The organism is Kitasatospora sp. NPDC088861 (assembly GCF_044750105.1).
GTDB lineage: Bacteria > Actinomycetota > Actinomycetes > Streptomycetales > Streptomycetaceae > Kitasatospora.
The window spans coordinates 1-17,486 of record NZ_JBIVJF010000053.1 but is presented as its reverse complement, the minus strand read 5'-3'; the positions used below and the strand labels follow the sequence as shown (position 1 = coordinate 17,486).

Sequence of the window (17,486 nt, the reverse complement as noted above, 5' to 3'; positions counted from 1 at the left end):
CGGACCCGGCCGCCACGAGATCCTGAAAACGAGTCCGTGCCGCAAGAACCAAAGCCGGACAGTTGGGGGGAATCCCCTATCGAACACCCTCTCAGAGCGCGGCGGCCGGGGCGGTGGCGGCGGGAGCGGCCGGGGTCGCTGCCTGCCCGGCGAGCCGGCCGCGCCAGTGCTCCAGCACGGTGGCATCGGTCGGGCGGGTGGCCAGGCTGACGGCCAGGTAGGCGACCAGGCTCACGGCGAGGCCGAAGTAGATCGGCTCGTTGGCGAGGACACCCTTGGCGGCCATCAACGCGATCACGGTGCCGCCGCCCGCGATCATCGCGGCGAGCGCGCCCGGCAGGTTGCCGCGCCGCCAGACCAGCCCGCCCAGGATCGGCACCAGCAGACCGCCGACCAACAGGTTGTACGCGACGGTGAGCGCCGAGATCACGTCGTCCAGTACGCAGGCGACGCCGATCGACAGCACGCCGAGGGCCACGATCGCCAGCCGGTTGGACCGCACCTCGTCATGGTCCGTGGCCGCGGCGCCTGGCCCTCCCCGGCCGACGAGCGTGCGTACCCGGGCCCAGATGTCGTTGTTGGCCACGGTGGCGGAGGCGATCAGCGCGCCGCTCGCGGTCGACATCATCGCCGACAGCGCCGCCGCCAGGACCAGGCCGCGCACCCCGGCCGGCAGCGTGCTCTTCACGATGGTCGCGAACGCGCTGTCGGGGCTGGCCAGTTGGGGGTAGAGCGCCTTGGTGGCCATCCCGATCACCGCGCCGGCGACGGCGTACGCCAGGCAGTAGGCTCCGGCCACCGTGCCGCCGTACGTGGCCACCCGGTCGGTGCGGGCGGTGAACACCCGCTGCCAGATGTCCTGGCCGATCAGCATGCCGAAGGTGTAGATCAGCACGTAGGTGAAGATGGTGTCGCCGCCGATCGAGCCGAACGAGAAGTAGCCGGACGGCAGTTCGGCCTTCAGCCGGGCGAGGCCGCCGGCCTTCACGACGGCGACCGGCAGCAGCAGGAACAGGACCCCGATGCTCTTCACCACGAACTGCACCATGTCGGTGAGGGTGATCGACCACATGCCTCCGAGCGCCGAGTAGCCGACCACGATGGTGCCGCCGATCACCACGGCCGCCCAGCGGGGCACGTCGAACAGCACGTCGAAGACGCTGGCGTAGGCGATCGTCGAGGTCACCGCCAGCATCAGGGTGTAGACCCACATGACCACGCCGGAGATCACGCTCGCCGCCCCGCCGTAGCGCAGCGACAGCATCTCGGCCACGGTGTACACCCGCAGCCGGGCGATCCGGGCGGAGAAGAGGATGCTCAGCGCCAGCAGGCCGAGCCCGATCGCGAACACCATCCAGGCGCCCGACAGGCCGTAGGAGTAGCCGAGCCGCACGCCGCCGATGGTGGACGCGCCGCCGAGGACGACGGCGGCCATCGTCCCCGTGTACAGCACCGGGCCCAGACGGCGGCCCGCGACGAGGAAGTCCGCCTTCGAGGAGGCGCGCCGCTTGCCCCACCAGCCGACGCCGACGATGCCCAACAGATAGCCGATCATCACGACGTAGTCGAGGGTCATGGGGGGTCCTCCGATCCGGCCGGACGCGCTGGGGGGAGCGGGCCGGGCCAGGGCTGTGGGTGGGGGAACAGGCAGGCGACGGGCGGGACTGGCAGGGCTCACAGGAAAGGCGGGGAGCGGGGGGACGAGCCGGGGGCGCCCGAAGGAAAACGCCGTGCGCTGAACCTAAACCGCCCCACCTGGCCTGCAGAAGTATCGGTTTCATCCAATATCGTGGGGTCAGATGTGCAAAACCTCCGACGAAAGGCCGCCGGCGTGCCCAACCCAGCCCCCGCTCCCGCCTCCGGCAGCCCCGCCGTCCCGTTGACCGTCCTGCTCGCCGACCCCGCGCTCGGACTGCGCCAGATCGCCGGACCGTTCGACGACCGGCTGATCGGCACCGTCGGCACCACCGAGGTCGAGAACCCCGGCCCCTACCTGCTGGGCGGGGAACTGCTGCTCACCGCCGGAGTCCGCCTCCCGAAGGACGCCGAGGGCATCGACGCCTACGTACGCTGCGTCGTCGAAGCGGGCGCCGCCGCACTCGGCTTCGGCGTCGCACCGGTCTACGACGAGGTGCCGGCCGACCTGGTCGCCGCCTGCGACCGGCACGACCTGCCCCTGCTACGGGTGCCCGACGGCACCCCGTTCGTCGCCGTCGGCCGGGCCGCCTACTCGGCGATGGCCGAAGCCGCCCACCGCGGCCTGCGGCAGATCTCCGAAGCCCAGTCCGCACTCGCCTCCGCGGCCGCCCGCCCCGACGCGCTGCGCGCGGTCGTCCAGCAACTCGCCGTGCACCTGGGCGGTTGGACGGCACTGCTGGACGGACGCGGCGTCGAACTGTTCAGCGCCGGAGTGCGCCCGCCCGTACCGGTCCCGGCTGAACTGCGCGCCCTCGCGGAACGGACCACCGCGCGCGCAGCGGGCCGCGCCCAGCCGCCGACCGCCGCCGCCCAGCACTACGCCGGGCGGCACCTGACCGTGCGGACCCTGCCCGGTTCGGACGGTTCCGGCGGCCCGCTCACGCTCGTCACCGCCGCCGAGGAGCCGCCGACCGTCGTCCACCGGTCCGTGGCCGGGGTGGCCGTGGTGCTGCTCTCGCTGCTCACCAGCCCGCGGCACGCGCTCGGCACGGACGCCCGCAGCGCGGGAGCCCTGGTGCGGCTGCTGCTCGGCGCCGCACCGGAGGAGGCGGCGGCCGCCCTGCTGCCGCCCGACGGGGCCTGGGTGGTCGTGCACGGCCGGCTGACCGGCCGGGCGGGCGGCGGCGGGGAGGCCGTCCAACTCGCCGCCCTCGGCACCGCCCTCGGCACACCGCACCTGAACCTGGACGGGACCCGGCTGCGGGCGCTGCTGCCCGGCTCGGCGGCTCCGGACCGGGTCGTGGACACCGAATCCGCCGCCCGGCTCGGCTGGACGCTCGGCGTCAGCGCGCCCGCCCCCACGGCGGAACTGAGGACCGCCGACGCCCAGGCTGACCGGGCCCTGCGTCACGCGCTGGCCACCGGTGCCGCCGCCGTCCACCACCGCGAGGCCGTCGGGCCGAGCGTCCACACCCTGGTCGCCCCCGAGGACGCCGCCGCCCTCGCCCGCAGCACCTTCGCCCCGCTGGCCGCCGCGGGCACCCCCGGGCCGGCCGTGCTCCGGGAGACCCTGCGCACCTGGCTCGCCCTGCACGGCAGCTGGGACCGCACTGCGGCGGCGCTCCAGCTCCACCGCAACACCGTGCGCCAACGCATCGCCCGGGTCGGCGAGTTGCTCGCCGTCGACCTCGGCGACGCGGAGGTCCGGATGGAGCTCTGGTTCGCCCTGCGCTGGCTCCCGCCCGGCGCGGACTGACCGCGGGCCGCCACCGCCGTCCGGCGGCGAGACGTTCGTGCGGGGCCCGGTCAGCGGCGGGCCAACACCGCGACCTCCCAGCCGAAGCCCACCACCAACCGGCCATCCGGCACCACGGCCACCGTGTGGACCGGCAGCGGGAACACTAGCTCCGGCCCGACCTGGTCGCCGGTGGTCAGGTCCCAGGTCCGCACCGTGCCGTCGTCGCCGCCGGTGACCGCCAGGGAGTGGCCGTCTAGCACCGCCGTCGCCACCGCGTTCACGTCGCTGGTGTGGCCGGTGAGGGGTTGGCCGATCGGCTGGGCGGTGGTCAGGTCCCAGGTTCGCACGGAGCCGTCGTCGCCGCCGGTGATCGCCACGGGGCGGCCGTCGACCACCGCCGTCGCCACCGCCAGCACGCGGTCGGTGTGGCCGGTGAGGGGTTGGCCGATCGGCTGGACGGTGGTCAGGTCCCAGACCCGCACCGTGCCGTCGTCGCCGCCGGTGACCGCCAGGGGGCGGCCGTCAACCACCGCCGTCGCCACCGCGTTCACTTCGCCGGTGTGGCCCGTCAGGGGCTCGCCGACCTGCTGACCCGCAGTCAGATCCCAGACCCGTACGTCATCCCAGCTGCCGGTGATCGCTACAGGGCGGCCGTCGACCACTGCCGTCGCCACCGCGTTCACCCCCTCCTCGTGGCCGGTGAGCGGCTCGCTGATCTGCTTACACGTGGTCAGGTCCCATACCTGCACGTGGCTGCCGGTGACCGCGACGGGGCGGCCGTCGACCACCGCCGTCGCCACCGCCCCCACCCAGTCGTCCTGGCCGGTGAGATGCAGGCCGATTTGCCGGCCGGTGGTCAGGTCCCAGACCCGCACCGTGCCGTCGCCGCCGGTGATCGCCACGGGGCGGCCGTCGACCACTGTCGTCGCCACCGCGTTCACGTCGCCGGTGTGGCCGGTGGGCGGCTCACCAACCTGGCCGCCCGAGGCCAGGTCCCACACCCGCACCATCCCGTCCTGACTGCCGGCGATCACGTGGGGACGGCCGTCCAGCACCGCGGTCGCCATCGCCCGGACCTTGTCGGTGTTGCCGTTCACCGGCTCGCCGATCTGCTTGCCGGTGGTCAGATCCCACACCTGGAGCGTCCAGTCCTCGCCTCCGCTGACGATGCAGGGGCGGCCGTCGATCGTTGTCGTGAGCACCGACAGCACCCAGCCGTCGTGACCGGTGAGAGGTCGGCCGATCGGCCGGCCGGTGGTCAGGTCCCATACCCGCACGGTCTCGTCCTCGCTGCCGGTGACCGCCACGGGGCGGCCGTCGACCACCCCCGTCGCCACCGCTCGCACCGCCTCCTCGTGGCCGGTGAGCGGCTCGCCGATCTGCTCGCGCGTGGTCAGGTCCCACACTCGCACGGTCTCGTCGTGGCTGCCGGTGACCGCGACGGGACGGCCGTCGAGCACCGCCGTCGCCACCGCGCACACAGCATGGGTGTGGCCGGTGAGCGGCTCGCCGATCTGCTCGCGCGTGGTCAGGTCCCACACCCGCACGTCGCCGCTGCCGGTGACCGCGACGGGGCGGCCGTCGAGCACCGCCGTCGCCACCGCCGACACCGCAGCTGTGTGGCCGGTGAGGGGTTGGCCGATCTGCTCGCACGTGGTCAGGTCCCACACCCGCACGGTCCGGTCACCACTGCCGATGAGCGCCACGGGACGGCCGTCGACCACCGCCGTCGCCACCGAGCACACCTGGCCGGTGTGGCCGGCGAGAGGTTGGCCGATCTGCCGGCCGGTGGTCAGGTCCCACACCCGCACGCTCCGGTCAGTACCGCCGGTGACCGCGACGGGGCGGCCGTCGACCACCGCCGTCGCCACCGCCAGCAACGCGTCGGTGTGGGCGGTCGGAATACGACGCACGGACCGGTCGAGCTGGGAGCCGGTGGCCCACTCGACGCCCCACGGTGCGGCGGGTTCGTCCTCCACCGGTACCGCGGTGATCCGCGCCGACAGCTCCCGGTCCCCGTGACGGGCCGCGTCCAGCGCCAGCAGTTGCCGGCGTACCCCCGCGGTGACGTCACGATGCAGGTGTGTCGAGGCCCGGTACACCGACGCGGCCAATCGCGCCACCGGACCCGACGCCGCATCCAGCAACGCCAGCACCGATCCCGGGTCCGCGTTCACCAGGAACCCCGGATCGGCCAACCGCCCAACGGCCGCGGCGGATTCAGCACGCGGGTGGAAGTCCCGCAGATCGTCAGACATGAACGGCACAGTAGTCGTGCCCGGCAACCACGGCACCGCGGAAAGCGCGACCGCCAGACCCCCGCCTGCACATGGGCAGGGCACCGCCAGGACGCGGGCGCCGGCACACGAACACGAGGCGTCGCCCTTGTCCATGACGCAGGCCCCTGCCTGGACTCCGCCGGTGTCCTCTTCGGCCTGTCCGCGTGAGTGGCGACCAGGCGCCAGGTCCTCAGGCGCCGCTGGCAGGTGGCGAGCACCCGGCCTTCGGGTGCGGCGCGGGCTGACTGCCGGGCGTCAGCCGAGGGCGGCGTCGAGGAAGGCGTGCCAGGCGGCGTGGACGCGGCCGGCGTGGTTCCCGCCACCGTCGTTGCCGTCCTCGCTCCCGCTCCCGCTCCCGCCATCGCCGTCGCCGTCGGCGAGGAGGTCCAGCAGCAGGCCGCGGAGGACGGCCAGCACCACGGTGGGATTCGCGCCGGTGCCGTCCAGGGCGCGTTTCAGGGGCGGCAGCCACTCGTCCAGCGAGACGGTGCCGAAGTCCAGCCAGGGCCCGGAGCCGCCGAAGGCGCGGACGTACCCCTCGAAGAACAGGCGTAGCGCGCCCCGGTGCTCGGGCTTCGTCAGCCACTCCCAGAGCAGTTCGAGGGTCTCGCGGGCGTCGCCGCCCTCGGTCTCGGAGCGCTCCAGCAGCGCGAGTTGCTCGGCCCGGCCGACCGCCAGGACCTCCCGGACCAACTGCTCCTTCGACCCGAACAGGTACAGCAGCACCCGCGGGCTGGAGCCGATCTCGGCCGCCAGCGGGCGCAGCGAGAGGTCGGACACGTTGTGCTCGGCGACGTAGCGGACGGTCGCGGCGAGGATCTCCTCGCGGCGCCGCGACGGGCGGGAGCGCGCATCTGCGGGGGTGGGGGTGGACACGTGGTCTATCGTTCCACTGAAACGACTGTTTCAGTGGAAGTGCCCTCCTGGAAGGGATGCCACCATGGCCGCCACCGCACCCGGATTCGCGACCGTCCGCGAGGCCGTCTGCCCCGGAGACCTCGGCACCGTCGCCGCCCTGCACGGTGTCCTCTACGCCCGCGAGTACGGCACGGACGAGACCATGGAGGCCTATGTCGCCTCCGGGATGGCCGAGTTGGTCCTCGCCCGGGCCCGCGAGGGCGGTGCGGCGCCCGGTCGTCTGTGGGTCGCCGAGCTCGACGGCCGCGTGGTCGGCGCCACCGGCCTCGTCCGGGCGGACGAACGCCCGGGCTGGGGCCAGCTGCGGTGGGTGCTCCTCGACCCGGTCGCCCGGGGCCGGGGCCTGGGCGGCCGGCTGCTGGAGACCGCCCTGGACGAGGCCCGCGCCCGTGCGTACGAGGGCGTGCTGCTCTGGACCATCGCGGGCCTCGACGCCGCCCACCACCTGTACGCGAAGGCCGGTTTCGAGCTCACCGTCTCCCGTTCCGCCCGCAAGTTCGGCCTGGACACGGTCGAGCAGCGGATGGACCTGCGGCTCTGAGCGGGCGTCTGGCGTAGGCGACTTCCGTCCTTCAGGGCTTCGGGCCGAGGGAGCCGCTCGCCCGGCAGAGCTCCGCGTACCGTCCGGCGCGGGCGAGAAGGTCCGCGTGCGTGCCCGACTCGACGACCCGGCCGCCGTCCAGAACGATGATCCGGTCGGCATGCCGGACCGTGGACAACCGGTGGGCGATCGTGATCGTGGTACGGCCCGCGGAGAGCGCCTCCAGTGCTCGCTGGACCGCCTTCTCGGTGATCGTGTCCAGTGCGCTGGTGGCCTCGTCCAGGACGAGGACCGGCGGATTCCTCAGCATGGTCCGGGCGATCGCCAGGCGCTGTTTCTCGCCGCCGGAGAACCGGTACCCGCGCTCGCCCACGATCGTCTCGTACCCCTTCGGCAGGCTCTCGATCAGTTCATGGATCTGAGCGGCTTCGGCGGCGGCCGCCAGCTCACTCGCGGTCGCTCCGGGCTTGGCGAACCGCAGGTTGTCGGCCACGGTCGTGTGGAAGAGGTGGGTGTCCTGCAGGACGATGCCGACCGTCTCGGCAAGGGTGGCGAAGCTGAGGTCACGGATGTCGACGCCGTCGATGGTGATCCGTCCGCCCGTGACGTCGTAGAGACGCGGAACCAGATGGCCGAGGGTGGTCTTGCCCGCGCCGGTGGCGCCGATGACCGCCAGCTTCTCACCGGCCGGCAGATCGAAGTCGACCCCCCGGAGGACGGGCCCCGAAGCCGGGTAGGAGAAGCTCACCTGCTCGAAGCGGACGTGTCCGTGGCGCCCGGTGAGCGGAACGGGATCCCTGGGCTCCGCGACGTCGACCTCGAGGTCCAGGTACTCGAAGACCCGGTCGAACAGGACCATGGAGCTCTGGATGCCGATGCCGGTCTGCAACAGGGTCATGACCGGCCCGAAGAGGCCCTGTTGGAGAGCGGTGAACGCGACGACGGTACCCACGGATATGGTCGGGCCACCGTACCCACCGACGATTCCGGCCGTCCAGTAGAACGCTATCGGCATCGCGGCCACGATGATCGAGATGATGGACTGGCGCCATCGTCCGGCCATCGAGGACCGGACGGTCAGATCGGCGAGGTCCCGCGACCGCCCAGCGAACTCCTTGACGAGCGTGTCGGTGCGCCCCATCGTGCGGCCCAACAGGAAGCCGCTGACCGACAGCGACTCCTCGATCAGGCTGAACATCACGGCGAGCAGGCTCTGTTGCTGCTCGACGATCCCGCGCCGCTCCGCGCCGACCCTGCGGCTGATCCCGACGAAGAACGGGAGCACCCCCAGGGACACCGCCGTCAACTGCCAGTTCAGGGAGAGCATCGCCAGCAACGTGGCCACCACCGTGGTGGCACTGGCGACGATCGTGGCGGCCGCGCCGGTCACCGTCGACTGCATGGCTCCGATGTCATTGGCGATCCGGGACTGCACCTCGCCCGTGCGGGTCGCCGTGAAGAAGGACAGGGACATCCGCTGCAGATGCGTGTAGACCGCGGTGCGCAGGTCGTCCATCACCCGCTGCCCCAGCGTGACCAACAGGTAGGCCTGGAGCACTCCGGCGGACGTGCTGGCCACCACCAGGGCGAGCATCCCGGCGGCCAGCCCGGTCAGCAGTCCGAGCCGGCCCTGGGGCAGCGCGACGTCGAAGATCTGCCGCAGCATGAACGGCGGTGCGATCGCGGCCAGCGATCCGGCCGCGACCAGCAGCAGCACGGCGCCGAGCCGGAGCCGGTGCGGCACGAACAGGCCCATGGCTCTGACCAGTGGAGCGTGCCGCCTGTTCTTCCGTTCTCCGGCCACGGGGCTCCTCCCTTCTCTCCGTCGGACGCGTCCGTCAGGTGCCCCGGCCCGCGGGCCGGGGCACCGGGAGGATCTGCGTGAGTCGTCATGCCGGACCGGCCGGCGCCGCCCGGCCCGGCCCGGCACCCGTCCGTCCGTCCGTCCGTCAGGACAGGGTGAGGAATCCTTCGCGGACCAGCGTGCGCACGAGCAGCAGGCAGCCCGGCTGGTCCAGGCCGCCGGGGATCGAGCCGGCGGTGAACCCCTGACCGTCGCTCTCCGTCACGAACCTGACTTCATCGGCCACGTGGACCGGCAGCTGGATGGTCTTGCTGTGGAACTCGAGCTCGACGACCTCCTCGCCGAGTGCCACGCTCCACCGCAGACCCGGACGACGCCGCACCCGGGTGTCGAGGTTCAGCCGCGGCAGGCTCTCCAGGTCGCCCAGGTGACCGCGGAGCGTCACCGGAGCGAGCGAGGTCGTCTGCTTCACGGCCCTGGCCGTCATCTCCTGGGGCGAGAGCCGGGCGGCGAGCGCATCGATCAGCTCGGCGAAGACGTCCTCGGCCTGCTCCTGGAGGTGCTTGTCGTTGGCGAATCCGATGGGCATGCTCCTGCGGAACCGCTCGTCCCCCTCGAAGACCTCCCGGACCGCGTCGCTGATCAGCGCGGGTATAAGGACCGGGTGGACACCGAAGGTGAGGTGCATCGACGCGGCGTCGTTGGACGTCGCGGCGTGGATGGTGCCACGGGGCAGGTAGAGGAGGCTGCCCGGCTGGAGGTCGAACTCCTCCTCGACCTCCGGCACCTCGCCGGAGTGGTCGTACCTCTGACCCTCCAACGGCAGCGCGTACGGTGCCCCGTACAGCCGCCAGCGCTTGCTGCCGTACGCCTGCATCACGATCACGTCGTGGCTGTCGTAGTGCGGGTCGAATCCGCGGGCCTGCCCGCCGGGGGTGAGGTACACGTTCACCTGGAACCTGGCGTTGACCTCGGCGCTCAGCATCGAGGTGAAGCGCGCCAACGGCTCCCAGCGGCGTTCGAGGGCGTTCAGGATGACGGTCGAGCCGGACCGGTACCGCTCGTACAGCGCCTCCAGCCGGCTGGCGGTCATGTTGCGGCCGGGGGCGCCCAGCTCGGACACCGGGGTCTCCTTGCCCTCGCGGATGACCCGGACGTTCCCGAAGTCCGGACCGGACTGGCCCAGCACCCGGTCCACGTCGTCGAGCGTCAGGAGATCCGCGAAGTGCTCGGGGTCGTTCCTCGGGATGTGCAGTGGCCGCCGCTCCCAGTACTCGTCGCGGAACGTCGGAAGGGAGACCGGGTGGAGAAGGCGGGAGAGGCCGAAGGAAGGCCCGTCTTCGGGCTCGGCCCCCACCCGGTCCGTCAGAGAAGTCATCGAGATCTCGTGTCTCCTAACAGAGGTCGGCCGGCTCTGCTGACGCGGTAACCGGCAGCCATGTCTTCCTTGGCGTTCTTGCTGTCCTTCGGGGAGGGGGCGCGCCGGGAGCGCGGCCCCTCCCCGGCCCGTGAGACTTCTCGGGCGGGCTCTGCTCAGGCGAGGTCAGTCGGTGTCGTCGATGAAAAAGTCCTTATGACCGGAGTCGTTGTTGTTGTTGTCGTCCGCGGGCCCGAAGCTGATGTCATCGGGCGTGATGGCCGTTTCCACGTCCGGAGCGCGCACGACGACGATGTCGGCCGGGTCGAGGCTGTGTGTCAAAGGAACTCCCTTCTGAGAGCCGGTGGAATCTCCAGCGTGGGATCCGCAGTGATTGTCCGTCTACAGGAGGGCGTGAAGGCCCAGGTGAGTGGCGGACAACCCGAGGTGGCCGCGGACAACAGAGGGGGAAGAGCGGGATCCGAGGTTGTCCGCGCCGAGCCCGGCCGGACTCCGGACGATCCTGCGAGCAGGCCGGTTGTCGTCCGCCCGGCTGTGCGCGGCGGAGCATCGGCGCGGTACGGGCGGGTCCGGATACGGAGCCTCTACCTACCGCGAACCCCGTCGGCACGGCGTTCGTCCGGGGGAGTCGTCCTCGCCCCGCGCCGGTGATCACCATCCTGCTGGTACGGGGCACCCCGCAGAATGGCTTCGCCCTGTCACCAACGGGACGGGCAGCTTGGTGTCCCGACTGGCCCTTGAGGGCCGCCAATGGGCAAGGTCGCGATCTACAACTGGCGTACTACGCCCGGCTTCCCGCGCGCCGTCCGGCCGAAGCGGTGATCGTGTTCCGGCCGGACGGCGTCCACCGCAGTGTGGCGGCAGCGGAGGCAGCGCGCTCCTGGGTGACGTCGTCTCGTCCGTGGCAGCCGGCCCCAGGGAGGAGATCGTCGCGCTGGTCCTGCCCCGCCGCCCGCGGTGGACGCCTCCTGGCCGGAGACGTCCACCGCGGCGGCGTCGGGTGCCGAACCCGTTTGACAGAGTGTGTTTGTGGCGATCCGTCAGTCGGTCGGCCGGAGTGCCGACACCGATTGTCCTTGCCCCCTACCCGGTGGGCGACGCTGTTCGGCCGCCAAGGGCATCATCGTCGGATCCGCCGGAGAGCCCGTCGCCTGCAAGTGGGGCACCGACACCGCCGCCGGCTGGAAGCCGACCTGCTACTCGGGGGTCTCCTACGCGCCGATCGGCGCCATCACCAACAAGTTCGGGATCTCACTCGCATGAGGCGTACCACCAGAACCCTGTTCACCGCCACCGCCACCGCGGTCGCCGTCGGCATCGGCGCCACCATCACCATGCTCGCCGCCGCCACCACCCACCCCGGCGACGACGAAATCCTCACCCTGGCCTCCCGCATGGGCGGCAACACTTACCACGTCTGCAACATCGGCCTCACCGCCGAAGGCCTGGACGCGGACATCATCGGCGACCACCAGAAGGCCAGCCGCGAACTCCAGAAAGCCACCGGACGCCACGTCACCCTCCACACCTGTCACCTCGATCCCGGCATCGAACAAGGCAACCGTGCGCACCCCGGAGCCGACCGCTACGCCCGCACCGTCCGGGGCGACGGTTTCGCCGTCTACATGGTCGACCAGATGCCCGACCACCGGGTGCGCGCGGGCGTCATCGGCGACCAGGCCAGGGCCCAGCATGCCTTCGAGGAGGCCTTCCCTGGCCAGATCGTCGTCCACAACACCCACCAGCCGCTCACCCTGCCCGACCCGCCCCCCGTTGTGCCTTTCGGCGACTTCGTCCGGCAACTCGCCCACGAGCACCACCAGACCGGCCCGGCTCCGTCTGTCACCGTCGACGAGGAGCACCAAGTCGTCTCCGTCACCTGGTCCGGGCCGATGCCCCCCGACGTCCTGCAGATCCTGCGCCGGGCGCCGCAGGACGTCACGGTGTTCGTCAACGGCGTCGCGGTGACGAAGGTCCCGTAAGGCTGAGCTGGACTGCAGCCGCGGCCCGGAGAAGACCCGGGTCTACGGCGGCCTGCGTGTCGTCGACGGACAACAGGTCACCATGACCGTCTCTTCCCGGAACAGTGTCTTCTACCAGTAGTTCCTCCAGCGCCACCGCGAACTTGACCACCGCCTCGTCCTCCGCGGCTGGCATTTCATCGAGCACGCCTACCATGACGCCCTGCGCGGCATCACCAGGCCCGCTCTGCGCACCCGCGCCGTGCGCTACGACCTTGACCGGACCGCAGCAGTCCCTGCTGCGGCTCCCACCTCGACCTCGCGCGCTGCGGCGGCTCGGCGGTGAGCAGCTCGGCGGTGGCCGGGTTCTCCTCGGCGGTCAGCCACAGGTCCGCCACCGCGCCGCGAACCCCGGCCGCCGCCACGCCGGCCAGGACCACCAGCAGCTGCGGGAACGATCGCCAGCGCCGCTCCCACGCCAGGCCCAGGCCGTCCGGGCCCGCCTGCTCCCTCCGCGTTGCCAAGGTCGAGCGCTCCTACGGCTTCACCCGCCCCGCCGGGGCGTAGGGCTACACGACGGGCGGGTGGCCGGGATCCCAACTCCCGTCATCCGTCCGCCAGCGGAGTGGTAAATCCCTCTCAACTAGCGGCCCAATTAAGGGCTTTGGCCTGAACGTGCCTACGTCGCCTCCTCGGCGCCTGCCTACGCTCCCCTCGAACCCCGGCCGCTCCGGCCGTGGGACCGACTCCAGGGGGAACACCCAATGCGTATTCGCCACGCCGTCGCCACGGTCACCCTCGCGACGACCGTCGCGCTCACGATGAGCACCGACGCCTCGGCCGCCCCGGCTCCGCGTCTCGCCTGCGGGGTGAGCGACCAAGGCCTCCCGGGCAACATCTACAACAATGGCGTCTACGTCGGCCAGGTCGAGCAGCAGTACGACAGCTGTAGCCGGACGGCGATCGCCCACTTTCAGTGGTCCGGCGGCTTCCAGGGAAACGGCTCCCAGGTCAAGGTGTACCTGATGGCGAGCAACGGCTACACCGGTCAGGCGACCATCGGGGACCAGAGCAGCAAGGACGTCTACGGCTACGTCAACATCCACGCCACTTCCCCGGACATCTGGACGGCCATCGCGTCGCTCGACCAGATCTGCCCCGCCTACAGCACCCAGCACGACTACTCCAACGGCGCCTCCCTGGCGGGCCCACAGGACAGCAACTGCAGCATCCCCAACCCGTAGCCCGTAGCCAGTAGTCCGCAGTCCACGCTCCCGGGTTTCCCGGCCGGGAAACCCGGGAGCGCGTCGGCACGCGGCGTGGCAGGGTGAGCCCATGACCTCCCTCAGAAAGGGCGATGCCGCGTAGGCCGCCCGGCGTCCTGCGCGCCCAGACGCGGTACGCCCGGGGCTCGCAGCCCCGACCGTTCAGCCAGATCCGGGGCGGGAACTCGGTCCTTACGGGATCACGGTGAGCGTGTGCTCCCAGGCGACATCCAGGTCGACGTCGAGACCACGCTCGCACCGCCGTGGGTACTGGCTTGGCCCGACCGCCGGTCTCAACCGTCCTCCCGCTCAGGTTCAGCGGCCTACTCGCTGGCGTCTCCAGATGCCTGGAGGAGCCCGCGGAACTGGCTGTGCCCTCGGGTCGCTGCGCGGTTGATGATCTCTTCCGCCAACTGGGCCCACTTCGGATCGGCCAGACCGGTGCGCAGCAGAGTGCGGATGTCGGCTTCCCGGTAGCGGGGCGTCTGGTCGTAGGGGCCGAGGGTCATGATCCAGTCTTTGAGGAGGAGCAGGACCTGCTCGGTGTGGGCGTCGGCGGCGCGAGTGAGGTAGGTGAACGTCGTGGAGTCGGTGCGCAGTTAGAAGTGATCTCATTTGGCCTTGTAGGCTGCTCGCGTGACGATCGTGGAGCGCTTGGTGCCGGATGAGCTGTGGGAGCTGTTCCAGTTGGTGGTGCCGGCGGCGCCGAGTCGGCCGCAGGGCGGTGGCCGACGCCGATACGGGGACCGCGAAGTGCTGGCGGCGATCGTGTTCGTGGCCACCTCGGGATGCACCTGGGCGCAACTGCCGCCCTGCTTCGGTCCGTCCGGGCCCACCGCCCATCGCCGCTTCACCGAGTGGAGCAGGGCTCGAGTGTGGGCCAAGCTCCACCGGGTCGCCCTGGACGAGCTCGGCGCGCGGGGCGACTTGGACTGGTCGCGGTGCGCCATCGACTCGGTGAACATGCGGGCTCTGAAAAAGGGGAGTTGACGGGTCCGAATCCTGTCGATCGGGGCAAGTACGGGTCGAAGATCCACTTGCTGACGGAACGTACCGGTTTGCCTCTGTCGCTGGCGATCTCCGGAGCCAACGTCCATGACAGCCAGGCCCTGATCCCGCTCGTCGATGCGATCCCGCCGATCCGCTCGCGGCGCGGACCGAGGCGACGCAGGCCCGGCAAGCCGCACGGCGACAAAGCCTATGACCACCGCTTCATCCGCTCCTACCTGCGACGACGCCAGATCCCCGCCCGCATCGCCCGCCGAGGCGTCGAGTCCTCCCAAAGCCTCGGCCGCCACCGTTGGGTCATCGAGCGCACCGTCGCCTGGCTCGGCGGCTTCCGTCGACTGCACCGCCGCTACGAACGCAAGGCCGACCACTTCGCCGCCTTCGCCAGCATCGCCGCAGCCCTCATTTGCCTCCGGAGGATCCCCAAATGAGATGACTTCTTAGCCGCTGGCGTCCAGCAGGACGTGGAACTGCTGGAGGATCCACTCGTCTGGGAAGCGGCCGCTGGCGGCTAGGGCCGGGAGGGTGTCGATCAGCTCGGTGCGCCCGTCCGGCTCGGTCGCGCTCGTCACGGCGGCCAGACGCCAGGTCCACCACGCCTGCACGCGCGGCAGGGCCTCGTCGGAAAGGCCGGGCCCGCCGGTGCCGAGGAGGGTGGCGAGCTGCTTGAGGACGCTCGTGCTGGAGCCGCGGTAGTAGTCCGGGATTGGGGAGTCGTCGCCGTCTAGGGAGAAGCGACCGCCGAGGTGCAGGCCTAGTGGAGTACGAGCGGGTTCCCGCTGGCTGCTCGCGAGCACCATCGCGGCATCTCAGCAGGTAGGAGCGGGGTTACCGGGGCGTCGCTCGATCGTGTGAGATTCCAGCGGTAACTCGCAGAATCTGTCAGTGTGTCCCGTAATTTGCTGGCTCGTGGCAGATTCCGAAACTCGCGTGCTGACGCTCGTGCGGCCCGCCCCGGACTCGGCCGTCCCGGTCGACCCGGCGGCGGTCTCGGTCGAGTCCGGCCTGGCGGACGTTGTCACGCTCCAGCGGCGGCGCCAGGCCCGGATCTCGGTGCAGGACGAGGAGAGCTTCTTCCTCGACACCCTGTCCGAGTACCAGTGGGCACGCGACGCGGCCGGCCTGGAGCCGAAGACCCTGGACGGGCTGATCAAGCCGGTGATCGAGGTCTGCGAGTACTACGGCACGGTGCCATGGCAGCTCTCATCCCTGGGCCCTGGGCGTCCCGGGTGCCCGGCCGCGCCCGCTCCAGCTCATCGTCGGCACACACCGCTACGCGGCCCAGGCCCGCAAGATCGTGCGCTTTGAGGGCGGCGGGCGCTGGGTGAACTCCGGGTGGAAGCGCAAGCTGAACAGGCAGCGCACGGTCGGGCCCGACCAGTCGGCCGTGCTGGAGCCGCAGGCGTGGGGCCAGATTCCCCTGTTCACCATGGCGCGCACCCTCACTCGCGATACGGCCCGCGCCATCGCCGTCCGGCAGTTGTCCGGCAGTTGTCCGGCTGGGACCGGGCCGAACCGGCGCTGCTGGCGTTGGTGGCCGAGCGCCGCATGAGCAACGCCTGGCGCTGCCAGGTCGCCGAGATGGTCCGGCTCGCCCTGGCGGTGCGCGAGGCCGAAGGCGCCAAGCCCACCTCAGGGCGGCTGCTGAGGGAGCTGCCGAAGTTCGCCGACGTGGTCTGCCTGGTCCTCCTGGGCGCCGGCCTGCTGGCCGACGAGTCCCTTCCCGACCCGCGGCTCGCACCGCGCTCGTGCCGCGACTGCAACACCTGGATGCCCGGGGGCGAGCACGCGGCATTTCGCTGCGACCCGTGCCGGAACTGGAGCAGACGCCGCCACCGGTAGCCGGGACAGTGCGCGCGCTGCCGCCGCGAAGGGCTTGCGCTGGGCGCCGGCCACTGCCGCGCCTGCCACCCTCACCGCGACGACCTGAGCGTGCCTGCCGCCACGCAGTTGGTGATCCACCTGCCTACCGGCCCGGGCGGACCGGGCCCGCAGCCGAAGGCCGGCGAGCACTGGCCGGTGCCCGTGGACGCGACGCCCGCGACGACGCTCTGCCGGGGGCAGGAGGCCCTGTTCACGATGCGCCGCGACTGGTCCCCGGTGCTGGCCCGGCTGCGCAGTCGGCCCTGGGGCGAACTGCCGCTGACCGGTGCGGCCACCGCGCTGGTGGAGGACTTCGCCGAGCTTCGCCGTGACCAGAAGGAGTCGGGCTTCCGCAAGAACATCCGCACCCTCACGATCCTGGCCTACTGGCTCGGAGTCGAGAACGCCTTCCACGAGCGGGACGTCCACGACCTGGCCCGCCTGGACGAGCACCTCGCGGCCAAGCCCGTCTGCCAGTTCCTGCGCGCTCGCGGCCTGCTCGTCGACGATCCCGGGATGCACCGCGACCGCGACCTGGTCTGGATCGAGAGGGTGCTGGCCACACTGCCGCGACCCGTCGCTGAGGAGGTCGGCGCATGGGCGCAGGTGCTGCGCGGCCGGGGTCCCCGGGAGAACGAACCGCGTAGCTGGGAGAGCATCCGCAGCTACCGGGGCTACCTGCGGCCGGTCCTCACCGCGTGGACGGCGGGCGGCATGACGACCCTTCGGGAAGTCACCGCGGACCACCTCCAGGACGCGCTGGACAGCCTCGGCGGTACCGCCCGACGCCAGCTCGCCATCGCACTGCGCAGCCTGTTCCGGGCGCTCAAGCGCGAGCGATTGGTCTTCCGCGACCTGGCCCGCCACCTGCCCGTGGGCGACGTGACCGGCCTTCCACGTCCGGTCCCCTCCGACCTGCTGGCTGGCGTGCTCGACCAGGCCGCCACCCCGTTCGCACGCCTCGCCATCGCCCTGGCCGCCATCCACGCAGTCCCCGCCTCAGAGGGTGTTCGATAGGGGATTCCCCCCAACTGTCCGGCTTTGGTTCTTGCGGCACGGACTCGTTTTCAGGATCTCGTGGCGGCCGGGTCCG

The 17,486-nt window shown here is 71.5% G+C and carries 18 protein-coding genes; 9 read left to right on the top strand and 9 right to left on the bottom strand.

Annotation, left to right across the window (positions count from 1 at the left end; all coding sequences use genetic code 11):
• Positions 1-91 precede the first annotated feature (91 nt).
• Positions 92-1,576: a sodium:solute symporter gene (locus ACIP37_RS37085; RefSeq protein WP_363620564.1), complete on the bottom strand. Its 1,485-nt coding sequence runs from the start codon at positions 1,574-1,576 to the stop codon at positions 92-94.
• Positions 1,577-1,831: 255 nt separating this feature from the next.
• On the opposite strand from ACIP37_RS37085, the gene ACIP37_RS37080 reads away from it, so the two are divergent.
• Positions 1,832-3,394 carry a PucR family transcriptional regulator gene (locus tag ACIP37_RS37080; RefSeq protein WP_363632593.1) on the top strand — a complete coding sequence of 521 codons (1,563 nt, stop codon included), beginning with the start codon at positions 1,832-1,834 and terminating at the stop codon, positions 3,392-3,394.
• Between the two features lie 50 nt (positions 3,395-3,444).
• Here the strand turns inward: ACIP37_RS37080 and ACIP37_RS37075 are convergent, their stop codons facing one another.
• Complete coding sequence (locus ACIP37_RS37075; RefSeq protein WP_363632591.1) at positions 3,445-5,634, bottom strand: WD40 repeat domain-containing protein; 2,190 nt, start codon at positions 5,632-5,634, stop codon at positions 3,445-3,447.
• A 276-nt stretch (positions 5,635-5,910) separates the two neighbouring features.
• The gene (locus ACIP37_RS37070; protein ID WP_363632589.1) at positions 5,911-6,531 is read right to left on the bottom strand and encodes a helix-turn-helix domain-containing protein; all 621 of its coding nucleotides are present in this window, start codon (positions 6,529-6,531) and stop codon (positions 5,911-5,913) included.
• A gap of 64 nt (positions 6,532-6,595) precedes the next feature.
• On the opposite strand from ACIP37_RS37070, the gene ACIP37_RS37065 reads away from it, so the two are divergent.
• On the top strand, positions 6,596-7,114 hold the full coding sequence (locus ACIP37_RS37065) for a GNAT family N-acetyltransferase (protein ID WP_363632588.1): 519 nt from the start codon (positions 6,596-6,598) through the stop codon (positions 7,112-7,114).
• 31 nt (positions 7,115-7,145) lie between these two features.
• Here the strand turns inward: ACIP37_RS37065 and ACIP37_RS37060 are convergent, their stop codons facing one another.
• The 3 genes from ACIP37_RS37060 to ACIP37_RS37050 form a co-directional block, all read right to left on the bottom strand.
• Positions 7,146-8,870 (bottom strand): ABC transporter ATP-binding protein, encoded by a 1,725-nt coding sequence (locus ACIP37_RS37060; protein WP_363588968.1) that lies wholly within the window; start codon positions 8,868-8,870, stop codon positions 7,146-7,148.
• Positions 8,871-9,063: 193 nt separating this feature from the next.
• Positions 9,064-10,296 carry a JmjC domain-containing protein gene (locus ACIP37_RS37055; RefSeq protein WP_363588943.1) on the bottom strand — a complete coding sequence of 411 codons (1,233 nt, stop codon included), beginning with the start codon at positions 10,294-10,296 and terminating at the stop codon, positions 9,064-9,066.
• A gap of 165 nt (positions 10,297-10,461) precedes the next feature.
• A complete protein-coding gene (locus ACIP37_RS37050) occupies positions 10,462-10,617 on the bottom strand; it encodes a hypothetical protein (RefSeq protein WP_331742852.1) in 156 nt (51 codons plus the stop codon).
• Between the two features lie 708 nt (positions 10,618-11,325).
• Between ACIP37_RS37050 and ACIP37_RS37045 the strand changes: the two genes are divergently transcribed.
• Entirely contained in the window at positions 11,326-11,559 is a 234-nt protein-coding gene (locus tag ACIP37_RS37045; protein ID WP_363588945.1) for a hypothetical protein, read from the top strand.
• Positions 11,556-12,278, top strand: a complete 723-nt coding sequence (locus ACIP37_RS37040) for a hypothetical protein (protein ID WP_363588947.1) — start codon at positions 11,556-11,558, stop codon at positions 12,276-12,278. Before ACIP37_RS37045 ends, ACIP37_RS37040 begins: the two co-directional genes overlap by 4 nt.
• A 212-nt stretch (positions 12,279-12,490) precedes the next feature.
• Here ACIP37_RS37040 and ACIP37_RS37035 read toward each other — a convergent pair whose 3' ends face one another.
• Positions 12,491-12,781: a hypothetical protein gene (locus ACIP37_RS37035; RefSeq protein WP_400812494.1), complete on the bottom strand. Its 291-nt coding sequence runs from the start codon at positions 12,779-12,781 to the stop codon at positions 12,491-12,493.
• A gap of 240 nt (positions 12,782-13,021) precedes the next feature.
• Between ACIP37_RS37035 and ACIP37_RS37030 the strand changes: the two genes are divergently transcribed.
• Positions 13,022-13,501: a hypothetical protein gene (locus ACIP37_RS37030; RefSeq protein WP_400812496.1), complete on the top strand. Its 480-nt coding sequence runs from the start codon at positions 13,022-13,024 to the stop codon at positions 13,499-13,501.
• Positions 13,502-13,845: 344 nt separating this feature from the next.
• Here ACIP37_RS37030 and ACIP37_RS37025 read toward each other — a convergent pair whose 3' ends face one another.
• Positions 13,846-14,031 (bottom strand): hypothetical protein, encoded by a 186-nt coding sequence (locus tag ACIP37_RS37025; protein WP_363588953.1) that lies wholly within the window; start codon positions 14,029-14,031, stop codon positions 13,846-13,848.
• A gap of 133 nt (positions 14,032-14,164) precedes the next feature.
• On the opposite strand from ACIP37_RS37025, the gene ACIP37_RS37020 reads away from it, so the two are divergent.
• Positions 14,165-14,961 (top strand): IS5 family transposase gene (locus tag ACIP37_RS37020; protein WP_400812503.1). Its coding sequence is split into 2 segments (ribosomal slippage): positions 14,165-14,501 and positions 14,501-14,961, totalling 798 coding nucleotides; the frame shifts between segments, so codons are not numbered across the junction.
• 9 nt (positions 14,962-14,970) lie between these two features.
• Here the strand turns inward: ACIP37_RS37020 and ACIP37_RS37015 are convergent.
• Entirely contained in the window at positions 14,971-15,330 is a 360-nt protein-coding gene (locus ACIP37_RS37015; protein WP_363588955.1) for a hypothetical protein, read from the bottom strand.
• A 130-nt stretch (positions 15,331-15,460) separates the two neighbouring features.
• Between ACIP37_RS37015 and ACIP37_RS37010 the strand changes: the two genes are divergently transcribed.
• The 3 genes from ACIP37_RS37010 to ACIP37_RS37000 all read left to right on the top strand — a co-directional run bounded on the left by ACIP37_RS37010 (position 15,461) and on the right by ACIP37_RS37000 (position 17,410).
• On the top strand, positions 15,461-15,838 hold the full coding sequence (locus tag ACIP37_RS37010) for a hypothetical protein (RefSeq protein WP_363588957.1): 378 nt from the start codon (positions 15,461-15,463) through the stop codon (positions 15,836-15,838).
• Positions 15,839-16,021: 183 nt separating this feature from the next.
• Positions 16,022-16,372: a hypothetical protein gene (locus ACIP37_RS37005; protein ID WP_400812499.1), complete on the top strand. Its 351-nt coding sequence runs from the start codon at positions 16,022-16,024 to the stop codon at positions 16,370-16,372.
• Between the two features lie 90 nt (positions 16,373-16,462).
• Positions 16,463-17,410: a hypothetical protein gene (locus ACIP37_RS37000; protein ID WP_400812501.1), complete on the top strand. Its 948-nt coding sequence runs from the start codon at positions 16,463-16,465 to the stop codon at positions 17,408-17,410.
• Positions 17,411-17,486: the final 76 nt, after the last annotated feature.